Annotated in this window: 20 protein-coding genes; 6 read left to right on the top strand and 14 right to left on the bottom strand. The window is 63.9% G+C overall.

Features of this window, described 5'->3' with window-relative positions; all coding sequences use genetic code 11:
• Positions 1–233 precede the first annotated feature (233 nt).
• Genes LDZ21_RS00500 through flhF form a run of 3 tightly spaced genes read right to left on the bottom strand, consistent with a single transcriptional unit; the run spans position 234 to position 3,620 of the window.
• Positions 234–965, bottom strand: coding sequence for an RNA polymerase sigma factor FliA (locus LDZ21_RS00500; protein WP_035962420.1), 732 nt, complete (start codon positions 963–965; stop codon positions 234–236).
• Positions 966–985: 20 nt separating this feature from the next.
• Entirely contained in the window at positions 986–1,903 is a 918-nt protein-coding gene (locus tag LDZ21_RS00495; RefSeq protein ID WP_244793799.1) for a MinD/ParA family ATP-binding protein, read from the bottom strand.
• Complete coding sequence (gene flhF / locus LDZ21_RS00490) at positions 1,896–3,620, bottom strand: flagellar biosynthesis GTPase FlhF (protein WP_244793798.1); 1,725 nt, start codon at positions 3,618–3,620, stop codon at positions 1,896–1,898. The genes LDZ21_RS00495 and flhF overlap by 8 nt, the downstream gene beginning before the upstream one ends.
• An 18-nt stretch (positions 3,621–3,638) precedes the next feature.
• On the opposite strand from flhF, the gene LDZ21_RS00485 reads away from it, so the two are divergent.
• From LDZ21_RS00485 to LDZ21_RS00470, 4 genes are all read left to right on the top strand, one after another.
• Positions 3,639–3,821, top strand: a complete 183-nt coding sequence (locus LDZ21_RS00485) for a hypothetical protein (protein ID WP_244793797.1) — start codon at positions 3,639–3,641, stop codon at positions 3,819–3,821.
• Positions 3,822–3,870: 49 nt separating this feature from the next.
• Positions 3,871–5,562 carry a thiamine pyrophosphate-binding protein gene (locus LDZ21_RS00480; protein ID WP_244793796.1) on the top strand — a complete coding sequence of 564 codons (1,692 nt, stop codon included), beginning with the start codon at positions 3,871–3,873 and terminating at the stop codon, positions 5,560–5,562.
• A 77-nt stretch (positions 5,563–5,639) separates the two neighbouring features.
• The gene (locus LDZ21_RS00475; RefSeq protein WP_244793795.1) at positions 5,640–5,903 is read left to right on the top strand and encodes a PepSY domain-containing protein; all 264 of its coding nucleotides are present in this window, start codon (positions 5,640–5,642) and stop codon (positions 5,901–5,903) included.
• 20 nt (positions 5,904–5,923) lie between these two features.
• Positions 5,924–6,445 (top strand): cytochrome b/b6 domain-containing protein, encoded by a 522-nt coding sequence (locus tag LDZ21_RS00470; protein ID WP_244794863.1) that lies wholly within the window; start codon positions 5,924–5,926, stop codon positions 6,443–6,445.
• Positions 6,446–6,564: 119 nt separating this feature from the next.
• Here the strand turns inward: LDZ21_RS00470 and LDZ21_RS00465 are convergent, their stop codons facing one another.
• Positions 6,565–7,713: a branched-chain amino acid ABC transporter substrate-binding protein gene (locus LDZ21_RS00465; RefSeq protein ID WP_244793794.1), complete on the bottom strand. Its 1,149-nt coding sequence runs from the start codon at positions 7,711–7,713 to the stop codon at positions 6,565–6,567.
• Between the two features lie 97 nt (positions 7,714–7,810).
• A complete protein-coding gene (gene putA / locus LDZ21_RS00460) occupies positions 7,811–11,740 on the bottom strand; it encodes a trifunctional transcriptional regulator/proline dehydrogenase/L-glutamate gamma-semialdehyde dehydrogenase (protein ID WP_244793793.1) in 3,930 nt (1,309 codons plus the stop codon).
• Between the two features lie 297 nt (positions 11,741–12,037).
• Between putA and LDZ21_RS00455 the strand changes: the two genes are divergently transcribed.
• Positions 12,038–12,196, top strand: coding sequence for a hypothetical protein (locus LDZ21_RS00455; RefSeq protein ID WP_160174715.1), 159 nt, complete (start codon positions 12,038–12,040; stop codon positions 12,194–12,196).
• 6 nt (positions 12,197–12,202) lie between these two features.
• Here LDZ21_RS00455 and LDZ21_RS00450 read toward each other — a convergent pair whose 3' ends face one another.
• Together LDZ21_RS00450 and hemE are read right to left on the bottom strand one after the other, a co-directional pair.
• Positions 12,203–14,437, bottom strand: coding sequence for a primosomal protein N' (locus LDZ21_RS00450; protein WP_244793792.1), 2,235 nt, complete (start codon positions 14,435–14,437; stop codon positions 12,203–12,205).
• A 418-nt stretch (positions 14,438–14,855) separates the two neighbouring features.
• A complete protein-coding gene (gene hemE, locus LDZ21_RS00445; protein ID WP_280519415.1) occupies positions 14,856–15,941 on the bottom strand; it encodes a uroporphyrinogen decarboxylase in 1,086 nt (361 codons plus the stop codon).
• A gap of 180 nt (positions 15,942–16,121) precedes the next feature.
• Here hemE and LDZ21_RS00440 point away from each other — a divergent pair, with 180 nt between their 5' ends.
• Entirely contained in the window at positions 16,122–16,952 is an 831-nt protein-coding gene (locus tag LDZ21_RS00440; protein ID WP_244793790.1) for a transporter substrate-binding domain-containing protein, read from the top strand.
• Between the two features lie 4 nt (positions 16,953–16,956).
• On the opposite strand, the gene LDZ21_RS00435 is transcribed toward LDZ21_RS00440, so the two are convergent.
• From LDZ21_RS00435 to atpA, 7 genes are all read right to left on the bottom strand, one after another.
• Positions 16,957–17,904, bottom strand: coding sequence for an alpha/beta hydrolase (locus tag LDZ21_RS00435; RefSeq protein WP_244793789.1), 948 nt, complete (start codon positions 17,902–17,904; stop codon positions 16,957–16,959).
• A 115-nt stretch (positions 17,905–18,019) separates the two neighbouring features.
• Positions 18,020–18,292 carry a hypothetical protein gene (locus LDZ21_RS00430; RefSeq protein ID WP_244793788.1) on the bottom strand — a complete coding sequence of 91 codons (273 nt, stop codon included), beginning with the start codon at positions 18,290–18,292 and terminating at the stop codon, positions 18,020–18,022.
• 214 nt (positions 18,293–18,506) lie between these two features.
• A complete protein-coding gene (locus LDZ21_RS00425; RefSeq protein WP_244793787.1) occupies positions 18,507–20,237 on the bottom strand; it encodes an AMP-binding protein in 1,731 nt (576 codons plus the stop codon).
• A gap of 175 nt (positions 20,238–20,412) precedes the next feature.
• Positions 20,413–20,838, bottom strand: a complete 426-nt coding sequence (locus LDZ21_RS00420) for a F0F1 ATP synthase subunit epsilon (protein ID WP_035962143.1) — start codon at positions 20,836–20,838, stop codon at positions 20,413–20,415.
• A 91-nt stretch (positions 20,839–20,929) separates the two neighbouring features.
• The gene (atpD, locus tag LDZ21_RS00415; RefSeq protein ID WP_035962142.1) at positions 20,930–22,324 is read right to left on the bottom strand and encodes a F0F1 ATP synthase subunit beta; all 1,395 of its coding nucleotides are present in this window, start codon (positions 22,322–22,324) and stop codon (positions 20,930–20,932) included.
• A gap of 41 nt (positions 22,325–22,365) precedes the next feature.
• Complete coding sequence (gene atpG, locus LDZ21_RS00410) at positions 22,366–23,250, bottom strand: F0F1 ATP synthase subunit gamma (protein WP_035962140.1); 885 nt, start codon at positions 23,248–23,250, stop codon at positions 22,366–22,368.
• Between the two features lie 62 nt (positions 23,251–23,312).
• Positions 23,313–24,854, bottom strand: a complete 1,542-nt coding sequence (gene atpA, locus LDZ21_RS00405; protein WP_244793786.1) for a F0F1 ATP synthase subunit alpha — start codon at positions 24,852–24,854, stop codon at positions 23,313–23,315.
• Positions 24,855–24,874: the final 20 nt, after the last annotated feature.

Here is a 24,874-nt window from a genome sequence, read left to right as displayed (position 1 = left end):
ATTCATTCCGCGATATGCGTTGCTGACGTGCGTTTCCGCTACGGACCACCGAGATATCAGGCTCATCCCAGAAGACGACGAGTCTCCGCGCCATCCCCCGTAGCCAATCGCGCCAAACACCACGTCATCGACGACCAAGCGTCAGCCAACCAGCGCCAAAAGTTGGCATCTCTAACGGTGCGCGGGGCCGCAGGAACGAAGCGACATTGCACCGTCCCCGCAGTTCAGCCCCCTCAAGCCTCCACCCCCGTCCACTCCTGCTCCCGCAACTTCGCCCGCAGCCTCGCCACCGCCTGGCTATGCAACTGGCAAACCCGCGACTCGCTGACTTCCATCACCGCGCCGATCTCCCGCAGATTCAACCCGCGCTCGTAATACAGGCTCATCAGCAGCTTCTCCCGCTCCGGCAGCCGATCGATAGCCTCGATCAACGCGCCACGCAGGCTGTCATCGAGCAACGCCGAAAGCGGGTCCGACCGATCCACACAATGTCGATCCAGGAACGGTTCGTCGTCCGCCGAGCGGTCGAAGTCTTCGTAATAGATCAACTGGCTGCCGTGCAAGTCCTGCAGCATCGACTGATACTCGTCGAGCGGCAGCTTCATATGCTCGGCGATCTCCGTCTCGCTCGCCGAACGGCCAAGGCTCTGCTCGACCTTGTGCACCGCCGATTCCACTTCGCGCGACGTCTTGCGCATGCTGCGCGGCAGCCAGTCGTTCGCGCGCAGTTCATCGAGCATCGCGCCGCGAATGCGCTGGCTCGCATACGTCTCGAACTGCGCACCCTGATCTTCCTTGTAACGGCTCGCCGCATCCATCAGGCCGATCATGCCGGCCTGAATCAGATCGTCGAGGTCGACGCTCGCCGGCATCTTGGCGACGAGCTGCAGCCCCAGCCGGCGAACGAGCGGCGCATAGCGCGTCAACACGTCGGACTGCGAGAGTTTGCCTTGGGCGTTGTACATCTGGGTCACCTTTGTCTTGATCACATCGACGCCGTGCTGCTCAATGCATGGCCGGGAAACATCGACGCTCTTCGCGCCACTTCCCGCCCGCCCTTGTCAGACTCGCCATCCAAAAACTGCATTTCGTTTTCAACTTCAGCATCACGCCCAGCCGGCGTGGAACGCATCGGCCAGTGCAGAAGCTCGGCCGCAATCTGGCGATAGTCGCGCGCCGCAGCCGTAGCCGGAAACGCCTCCACCACCGAACGCGACAGCTCCCTCGCCCGAGTAATGCGCGCATCCTCGGACACATACCCCGCCTGCACGAGCGCCACCGCCAGATACCGGCTCGCCACGCCCGACAGGTTGTCGAACGCGACCGCCGCATCGGCCGGGTTCTGCACGTGATTGATCAGCACGCGGAACTGGCCGATTGCATGCGCGTAGTGCAGACGCTTCATGCACGCATACGCCTCGGTGATCGCCGGCGCAGCCGCCCGCGTGACGATCAGGAAGTCATGCGCCTGCGCCGCGAGCGACGACAGCGCGCCATGCCGATCCAGTTGCGTATCGATCAGCACGATGTCCGCCGGTCCGTCGAGCAGCGCGCGGCACTGCGCGGCGTCGTGACTCACGCGCTCCTCGCGGGGCGCGGCGATCAGCGAAAAGCCGAGCGGCGTGCGCGTGACGACTTCCTGCAACGCGTGACGGCCGGACATCACCGCACTCATCGCCTGCGATCCGGAAAGCCCCGCCATGCGGCTCACCGATGTTCCGTTCTGCCGCTCGTCGATGACGAGCACATCCTTGCCATGCACGGCCAGCGCCGCGCCGAGATTCACCACCGCCGACGTGCAACCGATGCCCGCCGGTCCGCCCGCGACCGCCACCACGCGCGAGCCTGCACGCGTCAGGAGCCGTCTCAGGCCTTCAGCCTGGTCGAGGACGAGCTTATCCAAAGCGAACCTCATGGAGTTCAGCCGCGGCACGCGCGGACAATGCGGACAACAGCGCCGGCACTTCCTCGTCCTGCGGCACGAACGGCGAACCGTCGCGCGGAATGCAGAACGCGCTCTTGATCAGGAAACGCTTGGTCGCCACGTAAAGGTTTTCCGGCACCTTCTGTCCGGTCGATACGTAATGCACCGGCAGCTTGTAGCGGATGACCGTATCGAGCACGCCGCCGAGGTTCGTCGCTTCATCGAGCTTGGTCAGGATGCAGCCCGCGAGCGGCGGCTGATCGGCCGCGCTCTTGTAGGCCTGCACCACTTCATTGAGCGTGTCGCCGTGGCTCGTCGCGTTCAGCAGCAACAGGCGCTGCACCGGATGACCCGCGCCGCACAGCATCGAAATCTGATCGGACACGGTGCGATCGCGCTGGCTCATGCCGATCGTGTCGATCAGCACGATGTGCTTGTTGCGCAACTCCGAAAGCGCGAGTTGCAGATCGGCCGCGTCCTTCACCGCGTGCACCGAGACGCCGAGAATCTTGCCGAAAATGCGCAACTGCTCGTGCGCGCCGATCCGGTAGCTGTCCGTCGTCAGCAGCGCGACCTTGCTTGCGCCGAAGCGCATCACGCAGCGCGCGGCGAGCTTCGCGGTGGTCGTCGTCTTGCCGACGCCCGTCGGGCCCATCAGCGCGAACACGCCGCCACGTTCCATCAGCGCGTCTTCGCTCGCCATCACCGGCAGGTTCGATTCGAGCACTTGCTGCACCCATTCGAGCGCGTGCTCGGCGTTTTCCATTTCCGGCATGTTGTCGATGACCATGCGCACGAGTTGCGCGGAGAAGCCCGCGGCGAACAGGTGCTTGGTCAGCGCGGCGTTGCTCGGCATGCGGCGCTGGCGATCGCCCCACAGCAGGCCGGAGAACTGTTCTTCCATCATCGAGCGCATCGACGACAGCTCGTTCATCACCGTATCGTTGACGACCTGCTCCATGCGCGCACGAATCGCCTCGGTGACGACAGCCGCCGCATTCGCTGGCAAGCCTTCGAACGCACCTTCAGGCGATGCCGGCGATGCTTCCGCTTGCGGCGCGCTTGCGTTGATCTTCTGCGCGGCGCGGCGTGCGGCGACTTGCGCGGCTTCGCGCGCCCACTCGGGCGTGTCGACCTTCGGTTGCGCGGCCTGGCGCAGCGGGTAGTTCGCCGTCTCCGGCTTGTCGGCGGCTTGCGCTTTCGGCGCCACCGGCACGCCCATGCCGCGTGCAATTGCCGACGATGCCGTCAGCGGACGATTCGACGGCGTCGCGGCCTGCTCGGCGATGCGTCGCGCATGCTCGATCAGCCACGGATTCGAATCGGCCATCGTGCGGGATGCTTCGTCGGCGAGTGCTTCGTCGGCTGCGTCGGCATCGGCGTCGGGCTTCGCGCCGAACACGGACGAGAACACATCGCCGCTCGCATACGGATTCGGTGCGGCGTGCTTTGCCGCAGCGGCTGCTGCCTGCGCCAGCGCGGCGCGCGGTGTGGCGCTCGCGAACGTCGCGGGCGCGGCCAGCTCTTGCGATTTCGGCGAGATCGACGCGATATCGCTATCCGCGCAACCGGCGATCTCCACGGAACCATCGTCCAGCGTACGGTTCGACAGCACGATTGCATCGGGGCCAAGCGCTTCCCGAACCTGTCGCAGTGCGTCGCGGCTGTTCGCGCCAATGAATTTACGGATGTTCAAACTTGCCCCCGATGAGGAATGACTGCGATCTTTGCGAGGCGGGCGTCGCCGGATGTTTCGACGTGTCCGCTTTTCAGTGAAGCCATTATTGCGAAGAAGCGCCTGCGTCTATCGCTGGATAAGGGGTGTGAAAAAGGGGTATTTCGGCTGATGGAGCAGATCGCGGTAAAGATTCGGCTCGCCGTGCCGACCACGGCGTAAGCTATAGGGCGCTTTTCTGCCAACCTGAACCGACAGGAGACTTTTACGCATGGCGTCCGATGTTTCCCCCGCTTCCACTCAAACCACCGGCGCGCGTCTCGTCGTCGATGCGCTCGTGCAACACGGCGTCGAGCGCGTGTTCTGCGTGCCCGGCGAGAGCTTTCTTGCCGTGCTCGATTCGCTGCACGACGAAACGGACCAGATCCAGACCATCGTGTGCCGCCACGAGGCGGGCGCGGCGAACATGGCCGAAGCGGTCGGCAAGCTGACCGGCCGGCCCGGCGTCGCGATCGTCACGCGCGGGCCGGGCGCGACGCACGCATCCATCGGCGTGCACACCGCGTATCAGGATTCGACGCCGATGATCCTGCTCATCGGCCAATGCGCGCGCGACCACATGGATCGCGAGGCGTTTCAGGAAATCGACTATCGGCGCATGTTCGGGCAGATGGCGAAGTGGGTCGCGCAGATCGACGATCCGCGCCGCGTGCCTGAATACATGAGTCATGCGTTTCACGTCGCGACGGCGGGGCGTCCGGGTCCGGTCGTGCTCGCGCTGCCCGAGGACATGCTGACCGAAGCCTGCGATGCCGCGCCGGCCGCGCCGCGCTATCAGCGTGTGGCGGCATCGCCCGCGCCGGCGCAGATGGAACGGCTACGCGACATGCTCGCCAATGCGAAGAAGCCCTTCGTGATCGCGGGCGGCAGCGGCTGGACGGAAGCTGCCACACAGGACTTCGCGCGCTTCATCGAGCGATGGCAGTTGCCGGCCGGCTGCGCGTTCCGCTTCCAGGACACGCTGAACAACGAGCATCCGAACTATGCGGGCGATGTCGGCCTCGGCATCAATCCGGCGCTCGCTGCCCGCGTGCGCGACGCCGATGTCCTCTTCGTGCTCGGCCCGCGCATGGGCGAATCGACGACGGGCGGCTACACGCTGCTCGATATCCCGAAGACGAAGCAGACGCTCATCCACGTGCATCAGGGCGCGGAAGAGCTCGGGCGCGTCTATAGCGCGGATTTGCCGATCGTGTCGGGCATGCCGGAAATCGCGTCGATGCTCGCGGCGCTCGAACCGCCCGCCGCGATCGCATGGACGGGAGCCGCCGAGGCCGCGCACGCCGCGTATCTTGAATGGCGCAAGCCCAGGCCGATGATGGGCGATGTCCAGCTTGGCGAAATCATGCGCGCGCTCGCCGAACGGCTGCCCGCCGATGCCATTCTCACGAACGGCGCGGGGAATTACGCAACGTGGCTGCATCGACACTATTCGTATCGGCACTTCCGCTCGCAGGTCGCACCGACGAGCGGCGCGATGGGCTACGGCGTGCCCGCCGCCATCGCCGCGAAGTCGCTGTATCCGGATCGCACGGTGATTGCCTTCGCCGGCGACGGCTGCTTCATGATGGCGAGCCACGAAATCGCCACGGCGATGCAGTATCGGCTGGCGGTGATTTTCGTCGTCGTGAACAACGCGCAGTACGGCACGATCCGCATGCATCAGGAGCGGCACTATCCGCATCGCGTGCATGGGACGGGGCTGACCAATCCGGATTTCGTCGCGTATGCGCGCGCGTTCGGGGCGCATGGGGAACGCGTCGAGACGACGGACCAGTTCATGCCCGCGTTCGATCGCGCCGTGGAGTCCGGGCTGCCCGCGCTCATCGAAATCCGCATTCCACAGGATCAGAGCACGCCGGCGGCGACGCTGGAGCAGGTTCGTCAGCAAGGCAAGCGTTGACCGCCAGCTTTCGATTTGCTTGCTCTTAACCCCCGGTGGCAGTAGAGTAATTCGCTCCAAATTACTGGGGGTTAGCGATGCTCAAAATTCTTGCGGTTGCATTGGCGCTAGGCTTCTCCGGTGCGGCGTTCGCGAAAGCGGACTGCACGGCGCATCCGAAAGGCGAGTGGATGAAGGAATCGGATGCGAAGGCCAAGATCGAGTCGCAGGGCTACAAGATCCGCAAGTTCAAGGTCGATGGCAACTGCTACGAAATCTACGGTCGCGACAAGGACGGCAAGAAAGTCGAGATTTACTACGACACCAAAACGCTCGATGTCGTGAAGTCCGAAGTCGACTGAGCACGCTGTTCGTCATGTCGATGCGCGTAAAGGTCTGGGACATCTGGGTCCGGCTGACGCACTGGGCGGTCGCGGGCATCGTCGTGTGGAATCTTTTCGGGCCGACGGATTCCACGCATCGGCTGCTGGGGTACATCGCGGCGGGACTCGTGGTCGCGCGCATCGTGTGGGGGTTCATCGGCTCGACGAATGCGCGCTTCTCGGCGTGGTGGCCGACACCGGCGCGTCTGCGCGAATACTTCCGCTCCCTCGCGGCGGGCCGGCCGCTGCATCATCAATCGCACAATCCGCTCGGCGGCTTGATGGCGCTCTTCCTGTGGCTTCTGATCCTCGCGCTCGGCGTGTCGGGATGGCTCATGCGGCTCGATACCTTCTGGGGCGAAGACTGGCCGCAGCAGATTCATACGTGGCTTTCGCTCGTCATCGAGATCTTCGCTTGCGTGCATATCGCCGCGGCCGTGCTGATGACCGTCTGGACGCGTGAGGAACTCATTCGCGCGATGGTGACGGGGTATAAGCGGGTCAATAAGCCGTTGGAATAGCCGTTTGGCGGCGCGGTCAGCCGTTTGCCTGCAAAATTCAAACGGCCACCTCAATGCAAAACGGCCCGGTCGCTTACGCGAACCGGGCCGTTCCAACACTCAAGGCGAAAGCCTAAACCTTACTTGCCGCCCACGCTCTGCAGCGTCGTCCACTTGCCGCCGACGACCTTGTACAGCGTGATGCCGCCGTTCTTCAGATCGCCCTTGGCGTCATACGACAGATGCTTCGCCGTCACGCCTTGCATGTCGGTCTTCGCGAGCATCGGCAGGTACTTTGCCGGGTCCGTCGAGTTGGCCGCCTTCATTGCGGTGAACATGGCCATTGCGCCGTCATAGGCGTACGGCGAGTACGTCTGCACTTCTTCGTTGAAGCGCTTCTTGTACTTCGCTTCGTATGCCGCGCCGCCCGGCATTTCGTTCATCGGCAGGCCAGCCAGCGATGCCACCGTGCCGTCGGCCGCGTCACCCGCGATCTTCAGGAACGTGTCGGTCTTGACCATTTCGCCGGCCATCAGCGGAGCGCGGAAGCCCAGCGTCTTCATCTGCTTGGCCATCGGGCCGGCTTGCGAATCGGCGCCGCCGTAGTAGACGAGGTCCGGGTTCGTCGCCTTGATCTTCGTCAGAATCGCCTTGAAGTCGACAGCCTTGTCGTTCGTGAACTCGCGATCGACGATCGTGCCGCCCGCCGACTTCGCCGCCTTCTCGAACTGGTCGGCGAGACCCTGGCCGTAGGCCGTGCGGTCATCGACGATGGCGATCTTCTTGACCTTCAGGTTCTTCACCGCGAACTCGCCCGCGACGGAACCTTGCTGCGTGTCCGACGTCATCATGCGGAACGTGGTCTTGAAGCCCTGCGTCGTGTATTCCGGCGCGGTGGCCATCGCGATTTGCGGAATGCCCGCGTTCGCGTAGATGCGCGAAGCCGGAATGGTCGTGCCCGAGTTGAAGTGACCGAGCATGCCCTTGATGCCGTCATCGACCAGCTTCTGCGCGACGGTCGTGCCCGTGCGCGGGTCGGCCTGATCGTCCGCCGAATCCAGCACGATGCGAACCGGCTTGCCGCCGATCACCGGCTTCGTCGCGTTGAAGTCTTCGACGGCCAGCGTGATGCCGTTCTGGAAGTCCTTGCCGTAGTGCGCTTGCGCGCCGGTCATCGGACCCGCGAAACCGACCTTCACGTCTTCGACTTGCTGTGCAACTGCCGTCCCCGCCAGCGACAGGCCAGCGAGCGTCAGGGCTGCTGCCAGCTTGTTCATCGTGTACTTCATAGCTTCTCCTAGTACCAGTGTGGATGGCAGCTTCTGCCGGGATCGCCGTGCTGGCTGCCGTTTGTTTGAATTTGTTGAATCGAGCGCCGCGAAAGTCTCAACCGATCGTCATCAAATTCGCATTGCCGCCCGCCGCCGCTGTGTTCACGCTCACCGAGCGTTCCGTCAGCAGACGTTCGAGCGCGTAGTCTTCGCCGTCGTGGCCCGCGTCGGCGAAGGCACCCGCCGCCACGCCCTGCACCGATACGATCGGTCCCGGACGCTTGGCGATTTCCTTCACGAGCGACAGCAGTTCATCGCTGTCGCCCTCGAACAGCACGGCATCGAAGCCGGCTGCAGGATCTTTCCTCACTGCTGCATGGCCCTTCAGCGACGCCGGCAGCGACGCCACCAGCTGCTCGCCCGCCGGCCCCGCGAAGAGCGCCTTGTTGCCCGTCGCCAGCACGGCAGCCAGCTGCGCGCGTGCGCCGCTGTCCGTCGACGCCACGCACAGCACCGTGCCGCGCGCGCTCAACGTGTACGTGTTGCGCTCGCCCGTCGGGCCGGCCAGCACCGCCGTCGCGCCCGCCAGCACGTGCTGCAGATGGCCGTCGCAACGCGCGGCCGTCTGCGGATCGCGCTCTCCGATGGCCCAGTCGCGCAATGCGGTCAGGGCGGCGGCAGGCGTATCGGCGGAAGCGACTTGATCGACGACGAGCGCGCTCGCCAGCGACTTCGGCAGGCCGGTCGGACGCTTCGCCAGCAGGCGCTGCAGATACAGTGCGCCGCCCGCTTTCGGACCCGTGCCCGACAAGCCTTCGCCGCCGAACGGCTGCACGCCGACGACCGCGCCGATCACGTTGCGGTTCACGTAGATGTTGCCCACGTGCGCCCGCGAGATCACATGCGCGATGGTTTCGTCGATGCGCGTATGGATGCCGAGCGTCAGGCCGTAACCCGTCGTACGAATTTGGTCGAGCAGTTTATCAAGAGACGCGCGGCGATAACGCACGACATGCAGCACCGGTCCGAAGACTTCGCGCTTCAGTTCGTCGATGCTCTCCAGTTCGATCAGCGTCGGCGGCACGAAGGTGCCTTGCGCACAGCCTTCCGGCAACGGCAGTTGCACGACCTTGCGGCCCTTCTCGCGCATGGAGGCGATGTGCGCGTCGATGCTGCGCTTCGCGTCGGCATCGATGACCGGGCCGACATCCGCCGACAGCCGGTCCGGATTGCCCACCGCGAGTTGCTTCATCGCGCCGGTCAGCATTTCGAGCGTGCGATCGGCAACATCGTCCTGCAGGCAGAGCACGCGCAGCGCGGAGCAGCGTTGACCGGCGGAATCGAACGATGACTGCATCACGTCCGCGACGACCTGTTCCGCGAGCGCCGACGAATCGACGATCATCGCGTTCTGGCCGCCCGTTTCGGCGATCAGCGGGATCGGCCGGCCTTCCGGATCGAGCCGCTCCGACAGCGTCTTGTTGATGAGGCGCGCCACTTCGGTCGAGCCGGTGAACATGACGGCGCGCGTACGGGCATCGGAAACGAGCGCCGCGCCGACGGTTTCGCCGTCGCCCGGCAGCAGTTGCACCGCGCCCGCCGGCACGCCGGCTTCGCGCAGAAGGCGCACGGCTTGCGCGGCGATCAGCGGCGTCTGTTCTGCCGGCTTCGCGAGGACCGGATTGCCCGCCGCGAGCGCCGCCGCCACTTGACCCATGAAGATTGCGAGCGGGAAGTTCCACGGGCTGATGCAGACCACCGGGCCGAGCGGACGATGCGTGTCGTTCGAGAACTCCGCGCGAATTTGCGAAGCGTAGTAACGGAGGAAATCGACGGCTTCGCGAATTTCAGCAATCGCGTTCGGCAGCGACTTTCCGGCCTCGCGGATGATGAGGCCCATCAGCGTGTGCATCTGCGCTTCGAGCAGATCGGCGGCGCGCGAGAGGCAGTCGGCGCGGTCTTCGACGGGCGTCGCCTGCCAGATCGGCGCGGCAGCCACCGCGTTCGCGAGCGCGGCGCTCACCTGTTCCGGCGACGCTTCGATCACGGTCCCGACCACATCGCGATGATCGGCCGGATTGCGGATATCGCGGGCGACGCCGTTGGCGGGCGAACCGCCTTCGAGCATCGGCGCGGCCTGCCACGGATGGTTGCCGCTCGCCAGCAGCGCCGACGACAGCGACGCCAGCCGATGCTCGTTCGACAGATCGAGGCCCATCGAGTTGAGGCGCTCGTTGCCGTAAAGGTGACGCGGCAGCGGAATCTTCGCGTGCGGCGCGCCGAGCGGCACGATCTTCTGCGCTTCGTCGATCGGGTCCTGCACGAGATCCTTCACCGGAATCGATTCATCCGCGATCCGGTTCACGAACGACGTGTTCGCGCCATTTTCGAGCAGCCGCCGCACGAGATAGGCGAGCAGCGTTTCATGCGTGCCGACCGGCGCGTACACGCGGCACGGACGGTTCAGCTTGTCGCGGCCTGCGACTTCTTCGTAGAGCGGCTCGCCCATGCCGTGCAGGCACTGGAACTCGTACTGGCCGGGATAGTAGTTCTGGCCCGCCAGGTGATAGATGGCCGACAGCGTGAACGCGTTGTGCGTCGCGAATTGCGGATAGACCGCGTCGGGTGCGGCGAGAAGCTTCTTCGCGCACGCGAGATACGAGATGTCCGTGTAGATCTTGCGCGTATAGACCGGATAGCCTTCGAGGCCGTCCACTTGTGCGCGCTTGATTTCGGTATCCCAGTACGCGCCCTTCACGAGACGAATCATCAAACGATGACGGCTGCGGCGCGCGAGATCGATCAGATAGTCGATCACGAACGGGCAGCGCTTCTGATAACCCTGCACCACGAAGCCGATGCCGTTCCAGCCCGCGAGTTCGGGGTCGAAGCACAGGGCTTCGAGCAGATCGAGAGACAGTTCGAGACGATCCGCCTCTTCCGCGTCGATGTTCAGCCCGATGTCATAGCGGCGCGCGAGCTGCGCCAGCGCGCGCACGCGCGGCAGCAATTCGGTCATCGTACGTTCCTGCTGCGAGCGCGAGTAACGCGGGTGCAGCGCAGAGAGCTTGATCGAGATGCCGGGGCCTTCGTAGATGCCGCGCCCGCCCGCCGCCTTGCCGATGGCGTGAATCGCCTGCTCGTAGGAGGCGTAGTAGCGCTGTGCGTCTTCCTCGGTCGTCGCGGCTTCGCCGAGCATGTCGTACGAGTAGCGGAAACCGCGCGCTTCGAATTTGCGGCTGTTCGCGAGCGCTTCGGAGATGGTCTCGCCGGTGACGAACTGCTCGCCCATCAGGCGCATCGCCATGTCGACGCCCTTGCGGATCAGCGGCTCGCCGCCCTTGCCGATCATGCGCGTCAGCGCCGACGACAGGCCCGCTTCGCTGTTCGTCGTGACGAGCTTGCCGGTGATCATCAGGCCCCACGTCGCCGCGTTCACGAACAGCGACGGCGCCTGGCCCATGTGCGAACGCCAGTCGCCCTTGCTGATCTTGTCGCGGATGAGCGCGTCGCGGGTCGCGCGATCGGGAATGCGCAGCAGCGCTTCGGCAAGGCACATCAGCGCCACGCCTTCCTGACTCGACAGCGAGAACTCGTGGATCAGCCCTTCGACGCCGCCGCCCGTGCTCTTCGCACGCAGCGCCTCGACGAGCTTCGTCGCGAGCTTTTCGGTTTCTGCCGCGACGTTCGCAGGCAAGCGCGCCTGACCGATCAGGAACGGCACGCACTCCGGCTCCGGCCGCCGATACGCCGCCGTGATCGCCGCGCGCAGCACCGATTGCGGCTGCACGTTCTGCGCGAAGTCGAGGAACGGATGCGGCGCGCCGTCTTCATCGGTGTCGACGGTGGCTGCGTCGGTCATGTCGGATGCGCCGTTCACGCCTGACAATTCCGGCGGAAGCTGGCCGTGCTCGATGCGTTCGAGATAGGCGAAGATCGCCTGCTTGATGAGCCAGTGCGGGGTGCGTTCCAGCCGGGTCGCGGCGTCTTTCAGCCGGGACCGCAGCAAATCGTCGACTTTCACGCCAAGGGTTGTGCTCGCCATATTTCCTTCGTTTGCCGGTCGGGCCTACCCGGCGAAAGACTAAAAAGTTGGCGAATCGTACCCCGCTGATTTAAAAGGTGCAACCGGCGTTTTAGGCAGGGTTGCACCACTGTCGAACCCTTTACCGGCAAGGCTTTGCGCGGTGAAACGCGTCGCTGGCGAAAGGCGGAATCCGCCTAGTACTTTCCCTAACTCAAGTTTTTTGGGATAAAGCCCTAAGTAAATGCATCTCCGCAGCCGATATAACGACCGAGGCCCGCCGCCGGCGCGGCTTGAGGCTACGGGGAGAAGAGCAGCATGAGCACTTGGATGTGGATTGTCGGCGTCTGGATCGTTTTCGCGGCCTGCGTCGTGTTGTTCATTCGTGGCGCGTCGCCGCGCACGGATGCGGTCGATGAATCGCGCGATGAGGTGGCGCCCGCGCCGAACGACCGGTCGCGCGTGAACGGAGTGTGATCGCGCTCAGACGTCGAGCGGATCGACTTCGACGTTCCAGCGCAACACGCCTTTGAGCGTGCGCAGGATGGGTTGCCACGCGCGCAACGCGGACTGCAGCGCGCCCCGCGATCCGCTTTCCAGCAGCAACTGGGCGCGATGCACGTTGAACACCTTCACAATCGTGAGCGGCACCGGATCGTAGACCGTCACGCGATCCGCGCCCGGCAACGGGGCGAATGCCGCGGCGGCATCTTCGAGAAAAGCGATGGCCGCCTCGAGCGTGCGGCCTTCGGCGCGCAGCATCGCCTGATAGACGAACGGCGGCAGGCGGGCGTCGCGCCGCTCCGCGAGCGTCGCGTTGGCGAAGCCGACATAGTCTTGCCGCGATAAGGCCAGATACAGCGCGTGGCGTGGATAGCGCGTCTGAATCAGCACTTCGCCCGGCAGACCGGCACGGCCCGCGCGTCCGCTGACCTGCGTGAGCTGCGCGAAAAGCCGCTCGCTTGCGCGGAAGTCGTGGGAAAACAGCGCGGTGTCCGCATTCAGCACGCCGACCAGCGTCACGCGGCGGAAGTCGTGTCCCTTCGCGATCATCTGCGTGCCGACGAGGATATCGACTTCGCCGGCGTGGACATCCGAGAAAAGCGCCTGCGCGCTGCCTTTGCGGCGCGTACTGTCGGCGTCGATACGCAACACCCGCGCGCCCGGCACCACGCTCGCGAGCGTTTCCTCGACGCGCTGCGTGCCGCGACCCATCGGCGCGATATCGACGTTGCCGCATTCCGGACACGACTTCGGAATGCGCGATTCCCAGCCGCAATGGTGGCAACGCAGCGCGCGCTCGGGCTTGTGGAGCACGGCGTACGCGCTGCAGCGCGGACAGCCCGCAACCCAGCCGCACGCTTCGCAAGACAGGATCGGCGCATAGCCGCGACGATTCAGGAATACGAGGCTTTGCTCGCCGCGCTCGAGCCGCGATTGCAACGCGCTGATGAGCGGCCCCGACAGTCCATCGACGGAAGCGCGCCCGCGCCGGTGTTCCTCTTCGAGATCGACGAGCCGCACCGCCGGCAGCACGGCCTCCGCTACGGCGCGGCGCGTGAGCGTCAGGCGCGTGTAGCGGCCCTGCTCGGCCTGCCACCAGGTTTCGAGCGATGGCGTCGCGGAGCCGAGCACCACGGGAATATCCAGTTGCTTCGCGCGATAGACCGCGAGATCACGCGCCGAGTACCGCAACCCTTCCTGCTGCTTGTACGCGGGGTCGTGTTCTTCATCGACGACGATCATCGCGAGTTGCGGCGCCGACGTGAGAATCGCGAGCCGCGTGCCGAGCACGATGCGCGCGCTGCCGGTATGCGCCGCGAGCCAGTTCCGCGCGCGCTCGCCTTCGGCCAGGCCGCTGTGCATCGTCACGATGGAACCTTCGGCGAGCGCGGCGAAGCGCGAACGGAAGGCGGCTTCGAACTGCGGCGTCAGGTTGATTTCCGGTACGAGGACGAGCGCTTGCGCGTCGGGCCGCGCGGCGAGCAATTCGGCGAGCGCGTGGAGATACACCTCCGTCTTGCCGCTGCCCGTTACGCCGTGCAGCAGGAACGGCGCGAAGCCTTGCGCGCCAGCGATGGCTTGGACCGCTTCGCGTTGTTCATCGGTGAGTTGGGGCAGCTGCGCTGCGCCCATCGGGGACGCTTGCGGCGGCGGCATTTCAGGCGCTGCCCGGTCGATCCAGCCGCGCGCGAGCCACTCGTCGAGAATCGCGGCTGCTTTCGGATGGACCGCGCGTGCATCCGATAAGCCGACGGACGTTTCTGCTGTCAGGGCGTCGGCGAGGCGGCGAAGCGCCGTTGCGCGTGCGGGCAGCGCGTCGTGCATTTCGGCGCGGCCGGACGCCAGCAGAACGAAGCGCGGCTCCACCGCCAGAAGCCGCTCCCAGCGCGATGCATCGCGCAAGGCTTGCGGCAGCGCGGGCAATGCGACTTCGCCGAGGCCGCGCTGGTAGTAATCCGCCGCGAAGCCGGCCAGCGCGATCCATTGCATCGAGAGTGGCGGGCAGTCGACGCAGATTCTGCTGACGCTGCGCAGCTTGCTGGCGGGTACGTCGGTCGTGGACGCGATTTCGCAGATCAGCCCGACGACCTCGCGCCTTCCGAACGGCACGAGCACGAGCATGCCGGGAGCCGGTGCGTGCGGTAGCGCGTATCGATAGTCGAACAGGACGGGCATCGGCTGGTCGACGGCGACGCGCACGAATACGTCGGTCATTGCGTGGCGCGCTCGTCGGCAGCCGCCGCGAGGCCGTCCCACGGCCGCGCAAGCCCGGACGGGACGAAGTTAAAGTGGAACGTCAGAAACGCCCGTAAGTAAGCGATTTTTTTTGGTTTTGCAGTGCTTTCCACAGGCCTGTGGATAACTTTGTTGAGAAGTGGGCTGTGCTTCGCCGGAATCAATGTCACGGATCGCTTATGTGCGTCTGCCCACATTTCGGACAAAACTCAGTAAAGTTGTTTTAAATCAGCCGCTTGCTTCACGAATAGAGCCGATTTATGGATGGCCCCGGCTCATATGTCTGATGGCGCGACGCAACGAACAAAATGTGCATAAGTCGATCTTGACATCCCGGCAGGCCGCGAAGGGCGGGCGTTACGGATGACGCTGCACCGCAGCATCGTCCGGTCGGGAATCACGCGGCGCGCATCGCGCGGCTGTGCTTGTGGACTTCGTCGACCAGTTCGGCGACGTGATCCGGCGGCGTGAACTGCGAGATGCCGTGGCCGAGATTGAAAACATGGCCCGGAAAATTCCCGAAACTGTCGAGCACGCCGCGCGCTTCGGCGCGAATTGCCTCGGGCGGCGCGAAGAGCACGGCCGGGTCGATGTTGCCCTGAAGCGCCACGCGGCCGCCGACACGCTTGCGCGCGACGCCGAGGTTCACCGTCCAGTCGAGGCCGACTGCGTCCACGCCGGTTGCGGCGATCTCTTCGAGCCACAGTCCGCCGCCCTTCGTGAACGTGATGACCGGCACGCGTTCGCCGTCGTGCTCGCGCTTCAGCCCCGCGACGACCTTCGCGATGTAGTCGAGCGAGAAGCGCTGGTAAGCGCCATCGGCGAGGGCGCCGCCCCACGTGTCGAAAATCATCACCGCTTGCGCGCCCGCTTCGATCTGCGCGTTCAGATACGCGGTCACGGCTTGCGCGTTCACGTCCAGAATGCGATGCATCAGGTCGGGCCGGGCATAAGCCATCGACTTCACGGTTCGATGATCGTCCGAGCCGCCGCCTTCGACCATATAGCAGGCGAGCGTCCACGGACTGCCGGAGAAGCCGATCAACGGCACTTTCTGGCGGCCTTGCGCGTCCGTCAGCGCGCGGCGAATCTGGCTCACGGCATCGGTGACGTAGCGCAGCGTGGCGTCGATGTCCGGCACGGCGAGGCGCTTCACGTCGTCTTCCGTACGCACGGTGCGCTCGAAGCGCGGGCCTTCGCCCTGAACGAAGTTCAAGCCGAGGCCCATCGCGTCGGGGACCGTCAGGATGTCCGAAAACAGAATGGCGGCGTCGAGCGGAAAGCGTTCGAGCGGTTGCAGCGTCACTTCGGTGGCGAAATCAGGATTCTTCGCGAGTCCGAGGAAACTGCCGGCGCGCGCCCGCGTCGCGTTGTACTCGGGCAAGTAGCGGCCAGCCTGGCGCATCAGCCATATCGGCGTGTAGTCGGTCGGCTGGCGCAGCAGCGCACGCAGGAAGGTGTCGTTGAGAAGAGTCTGTGCCACGTCGCTCGGTGCTGAAGCCAGAAGAGAATCGCCCATTCTACCGGACCGGCTGCCCGTTTCCGCAGCAGCGCGGCGGCAAATCCGCGCGGACCGGCGTCTTTTCGAGATGATTCTCAGACGACCGCGTGCTCGCTATCATCGATGGCCGCCTCGTCGTCACAACAACAATCAGGAGCATCGATGAAACGCACGTCCTTCAGTCTCGCCGCGGGTGCAGTCGCGTGGTCGGTTTTCGTATCGGGCGTCGCGTGCGCCCAGACGGTCCAGGCGGGCAGCGTCGCGCAAGCCGCGCCCGCGTCCGCACCGGTCGCCTCGCGACTCGATGATGTCCTCGCGCGCCACACGATGCGCGTCTGCACGACCGGCGATTACAAGCCGTACTCGTTCCTCAAGCCGGATGGGCAGTTCGAAGGCATCGACATCGATCTGGCGGACAGCCTCGCGAAGTCGCTCGGCGTGAAGGCCGAGTACGTGAAGACGTCGTGGTCGAACCTGATGAACGATTTCATCGCGAAATGCGATATCGCCGTCGGCGGCGTGTCGACGACGCTTGACCGGCAGAAGCGCGCGTTCTTTACCGCGCCGTACATGGAGGACGGGAAGACGCCGATCGTGCGTTGCGCCGACGTCGACAAGTATCAGACCGTCGCGGCGATCGACCAGCCGGGCGTGCGGACCATCGTCAATCCCGGCGGCACGAACGAGCGCTTCGCGAAGCAGTTCTTTTCACACTCGCAGTTGATCGAGTATCCGGACAACGTGACGATCTTCAAGCAGATCCTCGACGGCCACGCCGACGTGATGGTCACCGATGCCTCCGAAACGCTGCTGCAACAGAAGCTCAATCCCGGCCTGTGCTCGGTGCATCCCGACAAGCCGTTTCAGTTCGGCGAGAAGGCGTATCTGCTGCCGCGCGGGGATGTCGCGTGGCAGCAGTACGTCGATCAGTGGCTGCATCTGACGCGGTCGACGGGCGAGTTTCAGGCTGTCGTCGACAAGTGGCTGAAGTAGCCTTTCACCGCTCGGCGCGCAGCAACGCGCCTGCGCGTTCGCCAATCTTCTGCAGCCAGCCGAGCGCCGCGTCGGACTGCGTATGCAGGCGCGCGAATCCGTGCGTCATGTCCCTGGCGTCGATGACTTCGACGGGACCGCCGTTCGTTTCGAGGAAGCGTTTGAGCTCGAAAGCGTCGTCGTAGAGCGGATCGTAGGCGGCCGCGACGATCAACGCGCGCGCCGGCGTGCGCTCGAACGGCTCGGCGAGAGGAAAGGCGCGGACGTCGTGATCGCCGGGCGTGACGCCGGACAGGAACTGCGTCCAGTACCACTTCATCTCGTCGTTCGTGAGTCCGGGGCCGTTTGCATTCGCGATGCAACTCGGACTCTCGAATTGCCGCCGCATGACCGGATAAAGCAGCAGTTGCAAGCCGACGAGACCCGCCACGCGCTCGTTCGCGCCGCGCGCCGCGACGACCGCCAGGTGCGCGCCCGCGCTGTCGCCGCCGACGCCCAGCCGATCCGTCGCGAAGCCCAGCCGCGAGCGATGCTCCGCGAACCAGATCAGCGCATCGAGTGCGTCGTCGCAAGGCGCGGGAAACGGATGCTCGGGCGCGAGACGGTAATCGACGCTCGCCACCGCGCACTGTGCGTCCAGCGCAAGGCGGGCGACGAGCGCGTCGTGCGTGTCGATATCGCCGACGACCCAGCCTCCGCCATGAAAATAGACGAGCAGCCGCAGCGGACCACTCGTCGCACGCGGCTTATAAATGCGCGCCGCAAGCGTCCGTTCTTGTAAAACAATGTCAATGTCCTCGACGGTCACAGCGTTGTCACGTTCGCGTGCGTACGCCTGCGCCACGGCCTTGAACCGCTCACGTATCGCGGTTGCGCCGGCGCCCGGTGCGAGCGCCGGAAACGCCTCGGCGACATCGCGGTAATAGCGGTGCAAAGCTGCGTCAATGGTCATGCGAGTCTCCAATAGAATTGGTTATGGGAATCGAACGAGTGTGTAGGCTTTTTCTAATCGATTTCTTCCGCGCACACGTGCTATTTTTCTGAGGATTTGCAGTTTAGCGCGTGGGTCAAAAAGCGGTATTTTGACGTGTAAGTGCGGCGACAGAATAAATCGGCGGAATAAGCGAGAATATTTGCAAGACAAAAGGTGGATTCGCGCGAGATTGTTTATCGGCGCCTTGTCCGGCGCGGGTTACAACCTGAAACACTTTGTTACGCCGATCCAGATTCAATTCGCCCACAATCTGTTCAAACGGTTTCAACACGGATGGATTCGAACGCGCAGTGCAAATGCCGTGCGTTCGGGTGGTCGGCGAAGGTCGACGCTCTTCCAGGGACATCGGTGTTGGGATCGTTCTTCGATTTGAAAATCGAAGTCTCCCACAGTTGGTCTCCTCGCGCTAACCCCGTAGCGTGTGGTTTTTAGCGGGCTCCAGGCCCGCTTTTTTTTCGCCTGAACAAACGTTTGCGATTGTCGCGCGGACGTTTGTCCCATGACAGAAGGGAGCGCCCACGCGCTCCCTTTGTCTTTTCCGCCGTCCTACGCCGAACCGCTTATGCGGTCCTGGACTCCGCCAGCTTGAGTTCGTCGATCATGCGTGCCCGCATCACGAACTTCTGCGCTTTCCCGGTGACGGTCATCGGCAGTTCATCGACGAAGCGGATATATCGCGGGATCTTGTAATGGGCGATTTGTCCTTGGCAAAATGCGCGAATATCGTCTTCGCTCGCCTGTTCGCCGGGGCGCACGACGATCCACGCGCACACTTCCTCGCCATATTTTTCGTCGGGCACGCCGAAGACCTGCACGGACTGAATCTTCGGGTGACGGAAGAGAAACTCTTCGATTTCGCGCGGATACACATTCTCGCCGCCGCGTATGACCATGTCCTTCAGGCGGCCGACGATGTTGCAGTAGCCTTCGGCGTCGATGGTCGCGAGGTCGCCGGTATGCATCCATCCGTCGATGATTGCTTCGCGCGTCTTTTCGTCTTCGCCCCAGTAGCCTTTCATCACCGAATAGCCGCGCGTGCAGAGCTCGCCCGTCTCGCCGACCGGCACGATCTCTCCGAGCGGATCGACGATCTTCACTTCCAGATGTGGCTGAATGCGCCCGACGGTCGTCGTGCGCTTGTCGAGCGGGTCGGTGGTCGAGCTTTGGAACGACACGGGGCTCGTCTCCGTCATGCCGTACGCGATCGTGATTTCGGCGAGATGCATCGTTGAAACGACGCGCTTCATCGTCTCGATCGGACACGGCGAACCCGCCATGATGCCCGTACGCAGGCGGCTGAGATCGTATTTCGCGAAGTCCGGGTGATCCAGTTCCGCGATGAACATCGTCGGCACGCCGTGCAGCGCGGTGCAGCGTTCTTCGTGGACGGCGGCGAGCGTCGCGGCGGGATCGAACGCTTCGCCGGGGAAGATCATCGCCGCGCCGGTCGAGACGCACGCCAGCACCGCCAGCACCATGCCGAAGCAGTGATACAGCGGCACCGGAATGCACAAGGAGTCTTCCTCGGTAAGCCGCATCGCCATCGCGATGTATCGGGCGTTGTTGACGATATTCCGATGCGTCAGCGTCGCGCCCTTCGGATTGCCGGTCGTGCCGCTCGTGAACTGGATGTTGATCGCGTCGTCCGGGGCGAGCTTTGCTTCGAGCGCGTCGAGGTTCGCCGTATCGACGGCGGCACGGCCTTTCGCCATCACGTCATTGAAGTTCAGCATGCCGGGCGTGACGGCGTCGCCCATGCGGATGACGGCGCGCAGTTCAGGCAACCGCGCCGCATGCAGCGCGTTGGGCTCGGCGTCGGCGAGTTCAGGCGCGAGCGTCTGAAGCATCTCCAGATATTTCGACGACTTGAACTGCTCCGCCGCCACGATCGCTTTGCAGCCGACCTTGTTCAGCGCGTACTCGAGTTCGGCCAGCCGATAAGCCGGATTGATATTGACGAGGACAGCGCCCATGCGCGCCGTCGCAAATTGCGTCAGCAGCCACTCCACGCGATTCGGCGACCAGATGCCGACGCGATCGCCCGCTTTCAGTCCGAGCGCGAGCAGGCCGCTCGCGAGCACGTCGACTTGATGCGCGAACTCACGCCACGTCCAGCGGATGCCCTGCTCGCGGAAGACGACAGCCGGCCGGTCCGGGAAACGCTCGACTGTGTCCAGAAGAAAACGCGATACGGTCGCGTCGCTCAAGGGGATATCGGTTGCGCCGCGGACATAGGAAAGCCCGCCGCGCGGTTCGATCTGCGCGCTGGCCTGCGTCGGTTCAGTTGCCATCGATGGTCTCCGCCCGAATGAAGGCTGATTGGAAGGCCATTGTGCCCGGCGGTCGCGCGTGACGGCATTCAGTGTTACCCGCAGCGCATAGCGACCGGCCATGCTGCGCTGACGGCAGGCGTAAAAAAAGCAGCCCGAAGGCTGCCTTCTCTGACTGCTTGCGAAGCGTGACTGCTTAGTGCTTCGCGTGCGCCTTGCGCAGACGCTGAATTGCTGCGATCTGAGCTGCCGCATACGCCAGTTCCGCTTGCGCGGTGGCGTATTCGAGCTCGGAAGTGTTGTTCTGCAACGCTTCCTCGGCGCGCTTTTTCGCTTGCTCGGCCTTCGCTTCGTCGAGATCGGCGCCGCGGATAGCGGTATCCGCGAGCACGGTCACGATGCCCGGCTGAATTTCGAGAATCCCGCCGGCGACGAACACGAACTCTTCCGAGCCGTCTTCCGCCTCGATGCGAACCGCGCCCGGACGAATGCGCGTGATGAGCGGCGTGTGACCCGGCAGAATGCCCAGCTCACCCGATTCGCCCGGCAGCGCGACGAACTTCGCCTGGCCCGAGAAGATTTGCTCTTCCGCGCTAACGACGTCTACTTTGATGGTTGCCATTTATGTCGACTCCAAGCCGAGGGTCAGTGTCATCCGTGGACGTCAGCGCGCGTGTGAAAACGCGGCTGGCGTCCGCCCGAAGAACCCGACCTTACTGGATCTTCTTGGCCTTTTCGAAGGCTTCGTCGATCGTGCCGACCATGTAGAACGCCTGCTCCGGCAGATGATCGCACTCGCCTTCGACGATCATCTTGAAGCCGCGAATGGTTTCCTTCAGCGGCACGTACTTGCCCGGCGAGCCCGTGAACACTTCAGCAACGTGGAACGGCTGCGACAGGAAACGCTGGATCTTACGAGCGCGCGCGACCGACAGCTTGTCTTCCGGCGACAGTTCGTCCATGCCCAGAATCGCGATAATGTCGCGCAGTTCCTTGTAGCGCTGCAGCGTCTGCTGAACGCCGCGCGTGATCGAATAGTGCTCTTCGCCGATCACGTTCGGGTCGATTTGACGCGAGGTCGAATCGAGCGGATCCACAGCGGGGTAGATACCGAGCGATGCGATGTCACGCGACAACACGACGGTTGCGTCCAAGTGGCCGAAGGTCGTAGCCGGCGACGGGTCGGTCAAGTCGTCCGCAGGGACGTACACGGCCTGAACCGACGTGATCGAGCCCGTCTTGGTCGACGTAATGCGCTCTTGCAGCTTGCCCATTTCTTCAGCCAGCGTCGGCTGATAGCCCACTGCCGAAGGCATACGGCCGAGCAGTGCGGACACTTCCGTACCCGCCAGCGTGAAACGGTAGATGTTGTCGACGAAGAACAGCACGTCGAGGCCTTCGTCACGGAAGTGCTCGGCCATCGTCAGGCCGGTCAGCGCGACGCGCAGACGGTTGCCCGGCGGCTCGTTCATCTGGCCGTACACCAGCGCGACCTTGTCCAGAACGTTCGAGTCCTTCATTTCGTGATAGAAGTCGTTCCCTTCACGGGTACGCTCACCCACACCCGCGAACACGGAGTAACCGCCGTGTTCCTTCGCGATGTTGTTGATGAGTTCCATCATGTTCACGGTCTTGCCCACGCCTGCACCGCCGAACAGACCCACCTTGCCGCCCTTTGCGAACGGGCAGATCAGGTCGATAACCTTGATGCCCGTTTCGAGCAGTTCGGTCGACGGCGACAGTTCGTCGAACGACGGCGCAGCCTGGTGAATCGAGCGCAGATTCGCGCTTTCGATCGGGCCTGCTTCGTCGATCGGACGGCCGAGCACGTCCATGATGCGGCCGAGCGTCGGCTTGCCGACCGGCACGCTGATGGGCTTGCCGGTGTTCTTGACCATCGTGCCGCGGCGCAAGCCGTCCGATGCACCCAGACAGATGGTGCGAACCACGCCGTCGCCCAGCTGCTGCTGGACTTCGAGCGTCAGCTCGGTGCCTTCCAGAATGAGCGCGTCGTAGATTCTCGGCATTTGCGCACGCGGGAATTCCACGTCGATAACGGCGCCGATGCACTGTACGATCTTGCCTTCTACCAAAGCAGTAGTACTCATCGCATTTCCTTTAGATACTGTGTTCTTTCACGCGGTCAAGCTTAGACCGCAGCGGCGCCGCCGACGATTTCCGACAATTCTTTCGTAATCGCGGCCTGGCGGCTCTTGTTGTAGACGAGCTGCAGTTCGTTGATCACGGTCTTCGCGTTGTCGGACGCGGCCTTCATCGCGACCATGCGCGCCGACTGTTCCGACGCCATGTTTTCCGCGACCGCCTGATACACGAGCGCTTCGACGTAGCGCACGAGCAGGTCGTCCACCACGGTCTGAGCGTCCGGCTCGTAGATGTAATCCCACGACGTCTTCGGCGTCTCGCCGTCCGCGCTCTTCTGGTTGAGGTCGTCAACCGACAGCGGCAGCAACTGCTCGATCACCGCTTCCTGCTTCATCGTATTGACGAAGCGCGTGTACGCCAGGTACACCGCGTTGATCTTGCCTTCCGAATACAGGTCGAGTTGCACCTTGATCGCGCCGATCAGCTTTTCCAGATGCGGCGTATCGCCCAGTTGCGTGACTTGCGACACGACCTTGGCGCGCAGCCGGTTCAGGAAGCCGAGCCCCTTGCCGCCAATAGCCGACGCCTCGACGGACACGCCGCTCTGGTCCAGCTCTTTGATCTTGGCCAGCGACGCACGCAGGATGTTCGTGTTCATGCCGCCGCACAGACCCTTGTCGGTCGTGACGAGGATCAGGCCGGCCGTCTTCGCGCCCTCGTTCGTCACCATGAACGGGTGACGATACTCGGGGTTCGCTGCGCTCATGTGCGCGGCGATTGCGCGGACCTTGTCGGCATACGGACGGGCGGAACGCATGCGCTCCTGGGCGCGGCGCATCTTCGATGCGGCGACCATTTCCATCGCTTTCGTGATCTTGCGCGTGTTTTGCACGCTCTTGATCTTGCCGCGAATTTCCTTCATTCCAGCCATTGCTTACTCCTTGATCGAAGCCGCGCGGCGCTTTCGCACCGCGCGTTGCTCCTCTGTCCCGATCAATAAGCGCCCGACTTCTTGAAGTCCTTCAGCGCGGCATGCAGTGCGCCTTCGTCGTCCTTCGACAAGTCTTTGTTGTCTTCGATGCGCTTAATCAGATCGGCATGGCTCGTCTTCAGGTATTCGCGCAGGCCCTTTTCGAACGGCAGGACTTGCGAGACTTCCAGATCGTCGAGATAGCCGTTGTTGGCCGCGAACAGCGCCACCGACAGTTCCCACACCTGCAGCGGCTGATACTGCGGCTGCTTCAGCAGTTCCGTCACGCGGCGGCCGCGTTCCAGCTGCTTGCGGGTGGCTTCGTCGAGGTCCGACGCGAACTGGGCGAACGCCGCCAGTTCACGATACTGCGCGAGGTCGGTACGAATACCGCCCGACAGCTTCTTCACGACCTTGGTCTGAGCCGCACCGCCGACGCGCGACACCGACACGCCCGCGTTGATCGCAGGGCGGATACCGGCGTTGAACAGGTCGGTTTCCAGGAAGATCTGGCCATCGGTAATCGAAATCACGTTCGTCGGAACGAACGCGGTCACGTCGCCGGCCTGGGTTTCGATGACCGGCAGCGCCGTCAGCGAACCGCTCTTGCCCTTCACTTCGCCGTTGGTGAACTTCTCGACGTACTCTTCCGAGACGCGAGCAGCACGCTCGAGCAGACGCGAGTGCAGATAGAACACGTCACCCGGATACGCTTCACGGCCCGGCGGACGGCGCAGCAGCAGCGAAATCTGACGATACGCCCACGCTTGCTTGGTCAAGTCGTCATAGACGATCAGCGCGTCCTGGCCGCGGTCGCGGAAGTACTCGCCCATCGTGCAGCCGGCGTACGGTGCGAGGTACTGCATCGCAGCCGATTCCGAAGCCGAAGCCGCCACGACGATGGTGTACGCCATCGCGCCGGTTTCTTCGAGCTTGCGCACCACGTTCATGATCGACGATGCCTTCTGTCCGATCGCAACGTAGATACAGATGAGGTCCTTGCCCTTCTGGTTGATGATCGCGTCGACAGCCACGGCGCTCTTGCCGCACTGACGGTCGCCGATGATCAGCTCGCGCTGGCCACGGCCGATCGGCACCATTGCGTCGATCGACTTGAGACCCGTCTGCACCGGCTGCGACACCGACTTACGCCAGATCACGCCCGGGGCGATCTTTTCGATCGCGTCGGTCATCTTCGCGTTGACCGGACCCTTGCCGTCGATGGGGTTGCCCAGTGCATCGACCACGCGGCCGATCAGTTCCGGGCCCACCGGCACTTCGAGAATGCGGCCCGTCGTCTTGACGATGTCGCCTTCCGTGATGTGCTCGTACTGACCGAGAATAACGGCGCCGACCGAGTCGCGCTCGAGGTTCAGCGCGAGGCCGAAGGTGTTGCCCGGGAATTCGAGCATTTCGCCCTGCATCACGTCCGACAGGCCGTGGATACGAACGATACCGTCGGTCACGGAGATCACGGTGCCCTGGTTGCGAACGTCCGCGCTCGCTTCAAGGCCCTGGATCCGGCTCTTGATCAGCTCGCTGATCTCAGAGGGATTGAGTTGCATTATTCGCTCCTGATAGTCAA

The sequence above is a fragment of the Caballeronia grimmiae genome (assembly GCF_022879615.1).
Lineage (GTDB): Bacteria > Pseudomonadota > Gammaproteobacteria > Burkholderiales > Burkholderiaceae > Caballeronia > Caballeronia grimmiae.
Note: the sequence above shows the minus strand (reverse complement) of the source record. Positions and strands in the feature narration are given on the sequence as shown.